This window comes from Agrococcus beijingensis, from assembly GCF_030758955.1.
Taxonomy (GTDB): domain Bacteria; phylum Actinomycetota; class Actinomycetes; order Actinomycetales; family Microbacteriaceae; genus Agrococcus; species Agrococcus beijingensis.
This window is the reverse complement of the sequence record NZ_CP132360.1, coordinates 519939-535344: the sequence shown is the minus strand read 5'-3', so window position 1 is coordinate 535344 and position 15406 is coordinate 519939. Positions and strand designations below refer to the sequence as shown.

Below are 15406 nucleotides of genomic sequence, written 5' to 3'. Positions count from 1 at the left end.
TATCGTCATGGCCAATTCACTCTGGGTGTGTCGAGGTCGATGCCGTTGCCCCAGACACGCATCCACGCCTGTCCGGCGTAGCCGGAGAAGCAGGTGTTGCTGTCGCCGGCCTCGCCCTGGTACTCGGCGATCGTGCTGCCGTTGCGGCTGGTGATGTTCACTCGGCCGGTCTCGAACGGGTTGTTGGCGCCGTTCGCGGAGCCGGTGTTGTGGCAGGTGAAGCTGTAGACGCCGGGCTGGAAGTCGGTCCAGTTGAGCTGGTACCACTGGCAGTCTTCGCCGTTGTTGCCCTGGCAGGAGCCCGCGTGCGCGATGCCGCCCTTCGAGAGGCTGACCGACGGCCTCAGTCGCTCGTCCGCGGTCGCCTGCGCGGTCGCCGTCGTCGTCTGCGCGCCGTGCCCCGGCTCGGCCTCACCGGTCGACGACTCCACGGTGATCTGCACCGTCTGCCCGCCGTTGGCCTGCACCGAGCGGTTGCCGCTCAGTGCCACGCTCTCCCAGCCGCCGTTGCCGATCCGGATGCGGGTCGAGACGGGCCGGCCGTTCGGGGCCGGCGACGACCAGCTGAAGTTGACCTGCTCGACGGCGGAGTTCGCGGTGGCTGCAGGAGCGCCGATGGGGCCGTAGGGGCGCGCCTGGTTGCCCGCCGCGGTCCAGGCGCTCGCGTACTGCGTGCCGTCGACGACCGCGACCGCCCGCACCTCGAAGGTGTACGGCCCGCCGTTGTTGTTCATGCCCGTGTACGTGCCGCCGGGGCCGAACGACTGCGCGCCGGCGCCTCCGCCGCGCACCTCGAAGCGCACCTCGTTCTCGCGCAGGCCGTTCGGGTTGCCCGCCGTCCAGGTCACGACCGAGTCGCCGTCGCCGTCGGTCGCCGAGACGCCGCTCGGCGCATCGGGTGCGGTGTAGGTGCGCACGGGGGCGGATGGGGTCGACGGCTGGCTCGTGCCGGCCCGGTTGGTCGCGGTGACCGTGAAGGTCGCCGCGTGGTCGGCCGCGTCGAAGCGGAAGTTCGCCGTGGTGCCGGTGACCGTCTGCGCGACGGCGCCGGGCACGCCCGACGGGGTCACCGTGTAGGCCTGGATCTGCGCGCCGTTGTCGGCGGGCGCGGTCCAGCTCACCTGCACCTGCACCTCACCGGGGATCGACCGATCGGGCGACGCCCGCACGTCGGTCACGGGGAACGGAGGGCCCGCGGGCGTGATCGCCTGCGAGTAGGCCGAGAAGTCGCCCGGCTCATCGGCGAGGTTCACCGCCTGGATGCGGAACGTGTAGGACGTGCCGTTCGTGAGCCCGGTCCAGGTGAAGCTCGTGCCGGTCGCCTGCTGCTGCACGACGCCTCCGGGCGCGGGCGGCGAGATCTCGATCATGTAGTGCTGGATCGGCGATCCGCGGTTCACCGGCGGCTGCCAGGTCAGCCCGATCTGCGTGTCGCCGTCGGCGACCGCCGGCGGGGCCGGCTGCTCGGGGCGCACGTCGGGGCGGGCGTCGTTCGACGACGGCGACGGGTCGGAGTCGCCGACCTCGTTCTGCGCCACGACCTGGAACTGGTAGGTGGTGTTGTTCTGCAGGCCCGTGATCACGCACGTCGTCGACGTGCACGGGAAGCCGACCGAGCCGTCGCTCGACCGCACGACGTAGCCGGTGATCGGGGCGCCGTTCGAGGGCGGAGCGCCCCAGGTGAGCGTGACCTGCGAGTCGCCTGTCGCGTCGACGTTCGGGCGCAGCGGCGCGTCGGGCCTGGCCTTCACGTTGAGCGTCAGCGTGCCGGTGACCTGGCGGTCGGTGCGCTCGGTGGCGTCCTCGATCGTGTAGCGCACGGTCAGCACACCGCTGAAGTCGGCGGCCGGCGTGACCGTCACCTCGCGATCGGTGCTGGACACCTCGCCGTCGCCCGCGATGCGCTCGGCCGCGACCACGCGCAGCGGCTCGCCGCGGTCGGCGAACGGGTTGACGTCGTCCTGCACGACGTCGACCGTGATCGGCACGGCGGCGGTCGCCTCGCCCGTGTTCGGGTTCGCGATCGCGAGCGACCGCGAGGTGGCGATCACCTCGACCAGCACGGTGCCCGGGGCCCGGTTGCCGAACTTGTCGATCGCCACGATCTGGAAGGCGCCGCTCGCTCCCGGCGGCGTCGTCACGTCGGCGGTGGCGGTGAAGATCGACCCCTGCAGCGAGTGGGTGACGCCGGCCATCGAGCCGCCGACGAGCTCGTAGTCCATCTCCTCGAGGTCGCCCGGGTCGGGGTCGCGCGTGGCGTCGCGCAGGTCGAAGACCGCCTCGCCCTCGCCTGCCTCCGGGCGCAGGATGGCGCCGGCGAACGTGGGCGCGACCGCGCTCGAGGGCAGCACCTCGATGGGGATCGTCAGCATCGCCACATTGCCGTTGGGGTCATCGGGGCCGGTGCCGTCGGTGACCTCGAAGGTGATGGATGCGGGGCCGACGTAGCCGAGCGGCGACCGGAAGAGCAGGGTCCGCTCGTCCTTGATGTAGCCGCTGCCGTCGCCGTTCACGGCCGTCACGGTGTCGCCGGAGGTGATGCGCACCGCGGCGCCGTCCGCGGTGCCGACGTGCTCCGAGAGCGGGATCTCGCTCTGCACGCCCGAAGGCACCTGCACCGGCTCGGTGGTGGTGATGAAGGGCGGGCGATCCTGCACCGGCGGCACGGCGACGAACGCCTCCGCGGTCTGGCCGTCGACATCCGTCACCCGATAGGTGACGACCTGGAACAGCTCGGTCGGGATCACCTGCACCTTGTCGGCGACGACCTCGCCGGCGCCGGTGACGATGGAGAGCGCGAGCTCGCTCGGGTCGCCGTCGAGATCGAGGTCGTTGACGAGCACCGGCACGTCGAAGGCCTGGCCGAGCACGACCTGGTCGCGGGCGAGCGGGTCGTCGCGCGCCATCGGCGGCACCAGCTCGGCATCCTCGGCGACCGTCAGCGTGACGCTGCCGGTTGTGGAGGCGCCGAGCGAATCCCGCACCGTGTAGCTGAACTGGTAGACGCCCGGCTCCGACGGCGAGCGCACATCGATGGTGTCTCGCTCGGTGTTCACCTCGGCGTCGGCGAGCGCCTCGGGCAGCAGCGTGAGCCCGTCGACGGGCAGCGACAGCGGGTTCTGGTCGGGGTCGGAGTCGTTCTCGAGCACCGGGATCGCGACCTGGCGGTCGGGCCGCACGGTGATCTGGTCGGGCTGGGCGAACGGCGTCTGGTTCACGTCGGCCGCCTGCGCGATGCCGATGATCGCGGTCGCCGTGCCGGCGGCGCCCCAGCGGTCGCGCACGCGGTAGGTGAACTCGACCGTGCCCGAGCTGTCCGGGAACGCCTCGAAGTCGAAGTAGTCGGGGCCGACCTCGCGCAGGATGCGGCCGCCCTCGGGCGCGTCGTCGTAGCCGACCAGCTCGACCCCGTCGCCGTCGGGATCGATGCCGTCGAGCGGGATCGGGATGCGCACGGAGGAGCCGGCCAGCACGCGCGACGTCACCGTCTCGGGGGCGGGCGGCGAGTTCTGCTCGGCCTCGCGCGGCACGATCGTGATGGCCACCGTCGCGGAGTCGCGGTTGCCGAACGCGTCGACGATCTCGTACACGACGCTCGCCCGCGTCGGACCGCCCTCGAGCGCGTGCACGCGCAGCTTGCCGTCCGAGACGAAGGCGATGCCCTCGGCCTCCGAGGCGAAGCTCGATGAGATCACCTGCCCCGTGACCTCGAACGGCGTGCCGTCGGGCGAGAAGTCGTTGCGGTCGACGTCGAGCGTGCCGAAGTCGCCGGCGCGCACGGTCATCGCGTCGTCGACGGCCTTCGGCGCGCGCGGCTGCTCGGGCGGCACGACGGGGATGACCTCGACGGTGCCCGTCTCGGAGTAGCGGCCGTTCGACACGGTGTAGGTGAACTGGAACGGCTGCTCGAGGCCACGGTTGTCGACGATGCTGACGATCCTGCGATCGCGCAGCTCGACGCTGATCGGTGCGCCGTTCTCGATCGTCACCTGCTGCACGACCAGCACGCCGCCGGCCGGATCGACGTCGTTGGCGAGCACGTCGACGACGGTGGTGCCCTGCTGCGGCACGAGCGCGATGTCGCGCACCGCCACGGGCCGGGCCTCCTCGTCAGCGGTGCGGATGTCGACGCGCACGCGGCCGACGCTCGGCAGCGGTCCGTCGGCGATCATGTAGGTGAAGTAGTGCGTGCCCACCGGCCCGCCGGTGATCTTCACGGTGCCGGTCGGGGCGTCCCAGGTCATCTGCAGGCCGGGCGCCGGGTCGACGTTCGCCAGGCGCAGCGGCCGGCCCGATGGGGAGAAGTCGTTGAGCATCGGGCGGATCGTCGCCTCGCGACCCTCGACCATGGTGACGAAGTCGGCGTTCGCGAGCGGGTTGGCGTTGCCGCGCTCGCGCACGTCGACGGTCACGTCGCCCGTCGTCTCGGCGCGGCCGTCGGAGACGGTGATGCTGATCTTCTGGATGCCCACGTCGCCGGTGGCGGTGTAGACGAGCCGGCCCGACGGGTCGGTCTGGATGGTGTCGCCGGAGTCACTGGTCGCGCTGGCGAGATAGAGGTCGTCGCCGTCGGGGTCGATCCAGTCGGCGAGCACCTGGTACTCGTACTCTCCGCCCTGCTCGATCGCGAACGCCTGTGCGCGCAGCTGCTCGGGGAGGCCGTTCTCGCCCTCGCCGCGCACGGTGAGCGTGACGACCGCCTGGTCGGTGGGCCCGCGGCCGTCGGCGATCTCGTACTCGAAGCGGAAGGTGCCCGCGGCCTGATCCTCGGGCAGCTCGACCTGCAGGCGCGAGTCGTTCGCGACCGGTGCGACCGTCACGCCGGTCGGCAGGTCGCCGATCGGCCTGGCGGTGAGCACGTCGCCGTCGGCGTCGACGTCGTTCCAGAGCACGGGCAGGATCGTCGAGCGGCCCGGGCGAGCGCCGAACTGGTCGTCGTTCGCCGTCGGAGGCGTGTTCTCCTCGTTGATGGGCGGCGGCTGGTTGGTCAGCAGGTCCTGGGTGGACTCGCTGTCCTCCTCGTCGGTCTGGCTGTCGTCCTGCGGCGGCACCAGGTCTTCCCAGTTGTCGACCAGGATGAGCGTGTCGGCGAGCAGCCACGAGGCGCCCTGCACGTACTGGTTGACGACGACGTCGTCGCGGTTCACACGGAAGACGACGGGCGAGCCGTCCATCTCGGGCACCTGCTGGCGCAGGTCGCCCGCGTCGTCCTGGCAGTCGCGCACGAACTGCGCGCTCCCCGGCCACACGCCGAAGACGCAGCCGTCGAGCTGCACGGGACGCACCGCATCCCCACCGCCCTCGATCTCCTCGACCTCGGGGCTGCCCCCGCCCAGCGGCTGGCGCAGCAGCTGCGTGCCGGTGGCGAGGATCACCCGATCGGAGGCGTCGCCGTCGAGCTGCACGGCAGCCCCCTCCGGCACCTCGACGGAGCCGCCGGGCAGGAGCAGGGTGCTGGTGCCCGGGTCGTGCACGACCGCGTCGTCGCCGACGCTCGTGACGACCGGCGCCTCCATCGCGCCCAGCTCGGCCCTGCCGCGCAGTGTCGGCTCGCCGAGCACGCCCTCGACCAGCGGGATCGTGACCTGCTGCGACTCGGTCAGCGAGACCGCGTGCACGGTGCCGTCGCGGCCCACGGTCACCGCCGCGCCAGCGCCAAGCTCGGCGATGGGGTCGGAGGTCTCGGCCGAGAAGCCGCCGACCTCGCCGAAGGGCATGGCCCAGAGGAAGCCGTCGGCGGGGTCGACGATCGCGACGATGCCGCCGCCCAGTGCGATCACGGCCTGCGGGGGCAGCTGCACGCTGGTGCCGGTGATCACCTGGAGGGGGTCGACGAGGATCGCGGCCGACGCCTCCTCGTTGTGGAGGATGACGTTGTCGCCGTCCTGCAGCACGTCGAAGTTCGCGGTGGGCGACGTGAGGCCCGCGTCGAGCTCCTCGGCCTGCACGTTGATGCGGCCGAGCTGCTGCGTCTGCTCCTTGGTGACCCAGACGCCGCCGTCGTTGAGGTCGACGTCGGTGGTGGTGAAGCCCTCGTGCGTGAAGGCGACGATCCCGAGCGCGACGGAGACCGCCGTGACGAGCGCCCCGGCTGCCGTGGACTTCCGATGGCGCGTGACCCACCTCAGCAAGCCGGCACCCCCCATCCGCGTCGCCAGACTCAGCAGGGCCTCGCCCCGTGGACAGGGGCAAGGCCACTTCCCATTGTGCCAGACCTGAGGAAAACGAAACCTGGGCGTGAGGAACGGGGCCCTGCCTCGACAGGACCCGTTCCTCAGCGGATGGTGGGCTGCGTCTAGCCCCGTGCGCGCTCGTAGGCGGCGAGCCGTTCGGCGTTCTCGGCGTTGAAGTCGTCGAGCGCCTGCCGGTTGTACTCGCGCGCCTTGCGACCGCGGCGCGAGACGATGCCGCCGACCCAGACGGGCACCTCGCGGGCGATCACGAACGCGAGCACCGAGAGCGGTGCGAGGAGCAGCTCGCCCAGGTCGCCGGCGTCGATGCCGAGCACCTCGGTGTAGCTCTCCCAGCCGTCGAGCGACTCCATGTAGGCGCCGGCCATGTGGGCTGCGTAGACGAGCAGCGCGACGATGAAGGCGCCGAGCACGTGCGCCCACCACCCGGCGCGGTTCACGAGCAGCGTGAGGATCCAGTAGGCGACGAAGAAGACCACCACCGGCAGCAGGTACGAGGGGCGCAGCCAGAGCGTCTCGAGGGTCTCCAGGGCGTCGAAGCCGCGGTCGAACAGGTAGCCGACGGCGAAGAACGCGGCCGCGAAGACGAGGCCGAACACCACCGTCGCGAGCAGCGCGACCGCGAAGCCCACGCCGCGCGCGCCCTTGCGCCGCGGCGGCATCGGCTCCTCGACGAGCACGATGGGCGTGCCGCCGGCGGCCGCGCGCGCCGTCTCGTCGTCGACCGGGATCGACGACGCCGGCACCTCGTCGCGGATGATGCCGAAGCGCCGTGTCGGCTCGTCTGCGGCGGGCTGCGCCGGGAGCACCTGGGTGGCCCCGTCGGCCTCCTGCGTCGGCAGGGCCCGGGTCGCCTCGTCGTCGCCGCGCTGCGCGTCGAGCGCCTGGGTCGGCTCGGGCTCGACGAAGGTGCGGTCGGCGCTCGAGCCGGCGGCTGCCGCGCCCAGCGCGGTGCCCCCCGCCGCGGTGGCGCCGACTGCTGCGCCGGCCGCCGCGGCGCCCGCGCCGTGGCCGTCAGCGGCGGCGTCGTCGGAGTGCCGGCGCAGGCCGAATGCCGGGCGGCGGGGCTCGACGAGCGCGGGGGGCCCGTCGGTGCTCGTCGAGTCGGTGCTCGTCGGGTCGGTGCTCGTCGGGTCCGTGCTCGACTCCGGCACCTGCTCGAGCGAGCTGGTCGCCGCCTCGCCGTGCGCGCGGTCGGCGTCGGGGCGCGCGGTGTCGGCGCCGACGGTGTCGAGCCGCTCCGTGTCGTCGGGGTGCGCCGCGGAGTGCGACGGGCCGCGCAGCGTCGACGGGGCGATCACCGTCGGCTCGATCGGGCTGTCGCTCGCACGGTCGTCGGATGCGTCCCCGCGGTCGCGCTCCAGACCTGCGGTCTCGTGCGTGTCGAGCACCGCCGTGTCGGCCTCGCCCTCGTGCTCGACGAGCGGCTGGTGCTCGTCGTGCTCGGTCACCGAGGTCGCCGCAGCCTCGGTCGAGTCAGGAGCGAGCTCTGCCGAGTGCTGCTCGCGCGGGTCGACCTCGGACTCCGCGCCGGGCTGGGTGACGTTCGCCTCGGGCTCCGGCTCTCGGCCGGGGCCGCCGAAGAACCGGTCGCGCCACGAAGTGGGCTGCTCGTCGCTCATGGTGAAACCTCCTGAGACGGCACGGTGCCGCATCGTCGGAGCGATTCTAGGCACGGCGCGCCGCACGGGCCCTGCGGCGCACCGCCGGGCGACTGATCCGCGGGGACGACGGAGGGGCCGCATCCGTGTGGATGCGGCCCCTCGCGTCAGTCACCGATCAGACGTACTGACCCGGCTCCTCACCGAGCTCGCCGCCCGTGAAGGCGTCGAAGTCGAGGTACGACAGGTCGGCCTCGTCGACGCTGCCCGCGTCGGCGAACAGGCGGTTCGGGTAGCGCTCCGCCTTCGCCTCCTCGGTGGCCTCGACCGAGACGTCGCGGTAGCGCGCCAGGCCGGTGCCGGCCGGGATGAGCTTGCCGATGATGACGTTCTCCTTGAGGCCGAGCAGCGGGTCGCGCTTGCCGGCCAGGGCGGCCTCGGTGAGCACCTTGGTCGTCTCCTGGAAGGAGGCGGCCGAGAGCCACGACTCCGTCGCGAGCGACGCCTTCGTGATGCCCATGACCTCCTGGCGGGCCGAGGCGGTCTTCTTGCCGTCGGTCAGCGCGGCACGGTTCAGCTCGTTGTACCGCGAGCGGTCGACGAGCTCACCGGGCAGCAGGCCGGTCTCGCCGTGGTCGACGACGGTGACCTTGCGGAGCATCTGCCGAACGATGACCTCGATGTGCTTGTCGTGGATCGGCACACCCTGCGAGCGGTACACGTCCTGGACGCCCGAGACCAGGTGCTTCTGCACCTCGCGGACGCCGCGCACGCGCAGCACCTCCTTGGGGTCGACCGAGCCGACCTGGAGCTGCTGGCCCTGCTCGACGCGATCGCCGTCGCCGACCTCGAGGGTCGCGCGGCGGAGCACCTGGTAGGTGAACTCCTCGTCGCCGTTGTCGGGCGTGAGCACGATGCGCTTCGACTTCTCGTCCTCCTCGATGCGCACGCGGCCGGCGGCCTCGGCGATCGGCGAGGAGTTCTTCGGCGTGCGTGCCTCGAAGAGCTCGGTCACGCGGGGCAGACCCTGCGTGATGTCGCTCGCGCCGACCGAACCACCCGTGTGGAAGGTTCGCATCGTCAGCTGCGTGCCGGGCTCACCGATCGACTGGGCGGCGATGATGCCGACCGCCTCGCCGATGTCGACGAGCTTGCCGGTGGCCAGCGAGCGGCCGTAGCAGTGCGCGCAGACGCCGACCGCGGACTCGCAGGTGAGCACGGAGCGCACCTTGACCGTGGTGACGCCGGCCGCGAGGAACGCGCGGATCTCGCGATCGCCGACATCCTGACCGCCGACGGCGAGGACTGTGCCGTCCTCCGCCACCACGTCGGTCGCGACGTTGCGGGCGTAGACCGACGACTCGGCGAGCTCGTGCAGCATGACCTGGCCGTCGATCGTCTCGGCGATCGGGAAGTCCAGGCCGCGCTCGGTGCCGCAGTCGTCCTCACGGATGATGACGTCCTGCGACACGTCGACGAGACGACGCGTCAGGTAGCCCGAGTCGGCCGTGCGGAGCGCCGTGTCGGCCGAGCCCTTGCGGGCACCGTGGGTGGCGATGAAGTACTCCGCCACGGTCAGGCCCTCGCGGTACGACGAGATGATCGGGCGCGGGATGACCTCACCCTTCGGGTTGGTCACCAGACCGCGCATGCCGGTGATGTTGCGAACCTGGATCCAGTTGCCGTTGGCGCCTGCCGTGACCATGCGGTAGATGGAGTTGTTCTCGTCGAACGCCTCCTGCGTGGCCTTCTGCACCTCGTTCGTGGCCTTGGTCCAGAGCTCGGTGAGGTCGGTGCGACGCTCCGAGTCGGTGATGAGGCCCTTCTCGAACTTGTCCTGCACCTTGCGTGCCACTGCTTCGGCGCCGGCCACGATCTCGCCCTTGCGGGCGGGCGTGATGACGTCGGAGAGCGCGACCGAGATGCCGGAGCGCGTCGCCCAGTAGAAGCCCGCGTCCTTGATCTTGTCGAGCGTCGCCGCCACCACGGTCTTCGAGTAGCGCTCGGCGAGCGCGTTCACGATGAGCGAGATGACCGGCTTGGCCGCGACCTCGGTGACGAACGGGAAGTCGTCGGGCAGCAGCTCGTTGAAGAGCGCACGGCCCAGCGTCGTCTCGAGCACGAACGGCTCACCGTCGACGTAGCCCTCCGGGCGGTCCTGGTCGCGGAAGACCAGGCCCGTCAGGCGGATGCGCACGACGGCGTTGAGGTCGAGCGAGCCCTGGTCCATCGCCATGATCGCCTCGGCGACCGAGGAGAACGTGCGACCGTGGCCCAGCGCGTCCTGCTTCACCGTGGTGAGGTGGTGCAGGCCGGAGACGATCTCGTGCGTCGGGAGCGTCACCGGGCGGCCGTCGGACGGCTTCAGGATGTTGTTCGACGCGAGCATCAGCACGCGGGCCTCGGCCTGCGCCTCGACCGAGAGCGGCAGGTGCACAGCCATCTGGTCGCCGTCGAAGTCGGCGTTGAACGCCGAGCAGACGAGCGGGTGCAGCTGGATGGCCTTGCCCTCGACGAGCAGCGGCTCGAAGGCCTGGATGCCGAGGCGGTGCAGCGTGGGCGCTCGGTTGAGCAGCACCGGGCGCTCGCGGATGACCTCTTCGAGGACGTCCCACACCTGGGGCTTCGAGCGCTCGACCATGCGCTTGGCGTGCTTGATGTTCTGCGAGTGGCCCAGGTCGATCAGGCGCTTGATGACGAACGGCTTGAACAGCTCGAGCGCCATCTGCTTCGGCAGGCCGCACTGGTGCAGCTGCAGCTGCGGGCCGACCACGATGACCGAGCGGCCCGAGTAGTCGACGCGCTTGCCGAGCAGGTTCTGGCGGAACCGGCCCTGCTTGCCCTTCAGCATGTCGGAGAGCGACTTCAGCGCGCGGTTGCCGGTGCCCGTGACGGGACGGCCACGACGGCCGTTGTCGAACAGGGCGTCGACCGCCTCCTGCAGCATGCGCTTCTCGTTGTTCACGATGATCTCGGGAGCACCGAGGTCGAGCAGGCGGCGGAGTCGGTTGTTGCGGTTGATGACGCGGCGGTAGAGGTCGTTCAGGTCGCTGGTCGCGAAGCGGCCACCGTCGAGCTGCACCATCGGGCGCAGCTCCGGCGGGATGACCGGCACCACGTCGAGCACCATCGCGGCCGGGCTGTTGCCCGTCTGCAGGAAGGAGTTGACGACCTTCAGGCGCTTGATCGCACGGATCTTGCGCTGGCCCTTGCCCTCGGCGATCTGCTGGTGCAGGTCGGCCGCCTCGGTGACGAGGTCGAAGGCGAGCAGGCGCAGCTTGATGGCCTCGGCACCCATGTGGCCGTCGAAGAACTCGCCGTACAGGTCGACGAGGTCGTGGTACGCGGCGTCCTCAGCCTTCAGGTCGCCGACCTTGAGCGTGCGGAAGTCGTCGAAGACCCGCTCCATCTGGGCGATCTGGTCGTCGGCGATCTTGCGCAGCTGCGCCATCTCGCGCTCGCCCGCGTCGCGGACCTTGCGCTTCTGGTCGGCCTTCGCGCCCTCCTCCTCGAGCTGGGCGACGTCGGTCTCCAGCTGCGCGAGGCGCTCGGCGATGTCGGCGTCGCGGCGCTTCTCGATCTCGTTGACCTTGAGGCGCAGCTCCTGCTCCAGCTGGGGCAGGCGCTCGTGACGGGCGTCGGTGTCGACCCGGATGATCATGTATGCGGCGAAGTAGATGACCTTCTCGAGGTCCTTCGGCGCCATGTCGAGCAGGTAGCCGAGACGGCTGGGCACGCCCTTGAAGTACCAGATGTGCGTGACGGGGGCGGCGAGCTCGATGTGGCCCATGCGCTCACGGCGCACCGACGACTTCGTGACCTCGACACCGCAGCGCTCGCAGACGATGCCCTTGAAGCGCACGCGCTTGTACTTGCCGCAGGCGCACTCCCAGTCGCGGCTCGGGCCGAAGATCTGCTCGCCGAACAGGCCGTCCTTCTCCGGCTTGAGCGTGCGGTAGTTGATGGTCTCCGGCTTCTTCACTTCGCCATAGGACCAGCCCCGGATGTCGTCGGCCGTTGCCAGGCCGATCCGCAGCTCATCGAACGTGGTTGCGTCGATCAATGCATTTCCCTCTTGTTTCGAAGTTCTGTCTGCGGCTGCTGGATCAGATGTCGTCGATCGACGACATCTCCGGCCGGGAGATGTTGATGCCGAGCTCCTCGGCGGTGCGGAGAGCCTCGTCCTCGTCATCGCGCAGCGTGACGACGTCGCCGGCTGCGTTCAGCACCTCGACGTTCAGGCAGAGCGACTGCATCTCCTTCATGAGCACCTTGAAGGACTCGGGGATGCCGGGCTCCTGGATGTTCTCGCCCTTGACGATCGCCTCGTAGACCTTCACGCGACCGACGATGTCGTCGGACTTGATGGTGAGGAGCTCCTGCAGCGTGTAGGCGGCGCCGTACGCCTCGAGCGCCCAGACCTCCATCTCGCCGAACCGCTGGCCGCCGAACTGGGCCTTGCCGCCCAGGGGCTGCTGCGTGATCATCGAGTACGGCCCGGTCGAGCGCGCGTGGATCTTGTCGTCGACCAGGTGGTGCAGCTTGAGGATGTACATGTAGCCGACCGAGATCGGGTACGGGTACGGCTCGCCGGAGCGGCCGTCGAACAGCGAGGCCTTGCCCGAGCCGTCGACCAGTCGCTTGCCGTCGCGCGTCGGGAGCGTCGCGTCGAGGAGGCCGATGATCGACTCCTCGGTCGCGCCGTCGAACACCGGCGTCGCCACCTTGGTGTTCGCGGGCGCCTCGAGCGTGCGCGCGTCGAGGTCGACCGCCCACTCGGGGTTGCCCTCGACCTTCCAGCCCGTCTTCGCGATCCAGCCGAGGTGCGTCTCGAGCACCTGGCCGAAGTTCATGCGCTTCGGGATGCCGAGCGGGTTCAGCACGATGTCGACCGGGGTGCCGTCCTCGAGGAAGGGCATGTCCTCCTCGGGCAGGATCTTCGCGATGACGCCCTTGTTGCCGTGACGGCCGGCGAGCTTGTCGCCCTCGGTGATCTTGCGCTTCTGCGCGATGTAGACCACGACCTTCTCGTGCACGCCCGAGCCGAGCTCGTCGTCGCCGTCCTCAGCACGGAACTGCTTGACGGAGATGACCGTGCCCTGCTCGCCGTGAGGCACCTTGAGCGACGTGTCGCGCACCTCGCGGCTCTTCTCGTTGAAGATCGCGCGCAGCAGGCGCTCCTCGGCGCTCAGCTCGGTCTCGCCCTTCGGCGTGACCTTGCCGACGAGGATGTCGCCGGGCACGACCTCGGCGCCGATGCGGATGATGCCGCGCTCGTCGAGGTCGGCCAGCAGGTCGGGGCCGACGTTGGGGAGGTCACGGGTGATCTCCTCCTTGCCGAGCTTCGTGTCGCGGGCGTCGACCTCGTACTCCTCGATGTGGATCGACGAGAGCACGTCGTCCTTCACGAGGTTCTGGCTGAGGATCATGGCGTCCTCGTAGTTGTGGCCCTCCCACGGCATGAACGCGACGAGCAGGTTCTTGCCGAGCGCGAGCTCGCCCTGGTCGGTCGCGGGGCCGTCGGCGATGACCTCGCCGACCTCGACGCGGTCGCCTGCGGAGACGATCACGCGGTGGTTGTACGACGTGCCCTGGTTGGAGCGGTCGAACTTGCGCAGGAAGTACTGCTGCGTGCCGCCGGCGTCGAGCTGCACCGAGACCATGTCTGCGGAGACCTCGGTGATGACGCCCGCGTCGGTGGCGGTGATGACGTCGCCGGAGTCGATGGCGGCGAAGCCCTCCATGCCGGTGCCGACGTAGGGCGCCTCGGAGCGCACCAGCGGCACGGCCTGACGCTGCATGTTCGCACCCATGAGGGCGCGGTTGGCGTCGTCGTGCTCGAGGAACGGGATGAGGCTGGTCGCGACCGAGACCATCTGGCGCGGCGAGATGTCCATGTAGTCGACGATGTTGCGGTCGACGAGCTCGACCTCCTCGCCCTTGCGACGGGCGACGACGCGCTCCTCGACGAAGTGCTGCTTCGCGTCGAGGCGGTTGTTCGCGTAGGCGACGACGAACTCGTCCTCCTCCGACGCGGTGAGGTAGTCGACGCGCTCGGTGACGAGGCCGTCGACGACGCGGCGGTACGGCGTCTCGATGAAGCCGAACGAGTTGATGCGCGCGAAGGTCGCGAGCGAGCCGATCAGGCCGATGTTCGGGCCCTCAGGGGTCTCGATCGGGCACATGCGGCCGTAGTGCGAGGGGTGGACGTCGCGGACCTCGACGCCGGCGCGCTCGCGGCTCAGACCACCCGGGCCCAGCGCCGACAGGCGGCGCTTGTGGGTCAGGCCCGCGAGCGGGTTGTTCTGATCCATGAACTGCGACAGCTGCGAGGTGCCGAAGAACTCCTTGATCGCAGCGGAGACCGGACGCACGTTGATGAGCGTCTGGGGCGTGATCGCCTCGATGTCCTGCGTCGACATGCGCTCGCGGACGACGCGCTCCATGCGGGCCAGGCCCGTGCGGACCTGGTTCTGGATGAGCTCGCCGACGGCGCGGATGCGACGGTTGCCGAAGTGGTCGATGTCGTCGGTGTCGAGGCGGATGTCGACCGGCTCGCCCTTGCGGACGCCCGGCAGGGTCGCCTCGCCGGCGTGCAGCGCGACCAGGTACTTGATCGTCGCCACGATGTCGTCGACCGACAGCACGGAGTCGCGCATGCCGGCGTCGATGCCCAGCTTGCGGTTGATCTTGTAGCGGCCGACCTTGGCGAGGTCGTAGCGCTTCGGGTTGAAGTAGAAGTTGTCGAGCAGCGCACGGGCGGCCTCGGCGGCCACCTGCTCGCCCGGACGCAGCTTGCGGTAGATGTCGCGGAGGGCGTCCTCCTTCGACAGGGGCGCGTCCTTCTCGAGCGTCGCGAGGATCGACTCGTAGCCGGCGAACTCCTTGGCGATGTCCTCTGCCGTCAGGCCGAGCGCCTTCAGGAAGACGGTGACCGACTGCTTGCGCTTGCGGTCGATGCGCACGCCGACGGCGTCGCGCTTGTCGATCTCGAACTCGAGCCATGCACCGCGGCTGGGGATGACACGAGCCGAGAAGACGTCCTTGTCGGAGTTCTTCTCGGGAGTGCGCTCGAAGTAGACACCGGGGCTGCGCACGAGCTGCGAGACGACGACGCGCTCGGTGCCGTTCACGATGAACGTGCCCTTCTGGGTCATGAGCGGGAAGTCGCCCATGAAGACGGTCTGCGACTTGATCTCGCCCGTCTCGTGGTTCATGAACTCGGCCGAGACGTACAGCGGCGCGGCGTAGGTCTTGCCACGCTCCTTGCACTCGTCGATCGTGTACTTCGGCACGTCGAGCACCGGCTCCGAGAAGGAGAGCTGCATCTTCTCGCCCAGGTCCTCGATGGGGGAGATCTCCTCGAAGATCTCCTCGAGGCCCGAGTGCGCGGGGACGTCGTCGCGCCCCTCGGCGGTGGCGAGCTCGAGGCGCGCCTTCCAGGCATCGTCACCGATGAGCCATTCGAAGCTCTCGGTCTGCAGTGCCAGCAGGTCGGGGACGGTCAGGGTGTCCGAGATTCGCGCGAAGCTCAGTCGGCTTGCGTTCCGACCGGTCTTGGGGCTCAGTTCAGCCAAGGCAGATACCTCCGTGCCGGGAGAGGTTGCGGGTCTT

The 15406-nt window shown here is 70.2% G+C and carries 4 protein-coding genes; all 4 read right to left on the bottom strand.

Annotated elements, in window-relative coordinates:
* Window positions 1–5 precede the first annotated feature (5 nt).
* Window positions 6–6131, bottom strand: a complete 6126-nt coding sequence (locus Q9250_RS02425) for an Ig-like domain-containing protein (protein WP_306232984.1) — start codon at window positions 6129–6131, stop codon at window positions 6–8.
* A 164-nt stretch (window positions 6132–6295) separates the two neighbouring features.
* Window positions 6296–7813: an SLC5/6 family protein gene (locus Q9250_RS02420; protein WP_306232983.1), complete on the bottom strand. Its 1518-nt coding sequence runs from the start codon at window positions 7811–7813 to the stop codon at window positions 6296–6298.
* Between the two features lie 157 nt (window positions 7814–7970).
* Entirely contained in the window at window positions 7971–11855 is a 3885-nt protein-coding gene (gene rpoC, locus Q9250_RS02415; RefSeq protein WP_306232982.1) for a DNA-directed RNA polymerase subunit beta', read from the bottom strand.
* 43 nt (window positions 11856–11898) lie between these two features.
* Complete coding sequence (gene rpoB / locus Q9250_RS02410; protein WP_306232981.1) at window positions 11899–15369, bottom strand: DNA-directed RNA polymerase subunit beta; 3471 nt, start codon at window positions 15367–15369, stop codon at window positions 11899–11901.
* Between the last annotated feature and the right edge of the window lie 37 nt (window positions 15370–15406).

Coding starts and splice junctions, on each gene's coding strand:
- Q9250_RS02420 (WP_306232983.1), bottom strand. CDS start 7,813: ATGAGCGACGAGCAGCCCACTTCGTGGCGCGACCGGTTCTTCGGCGGC.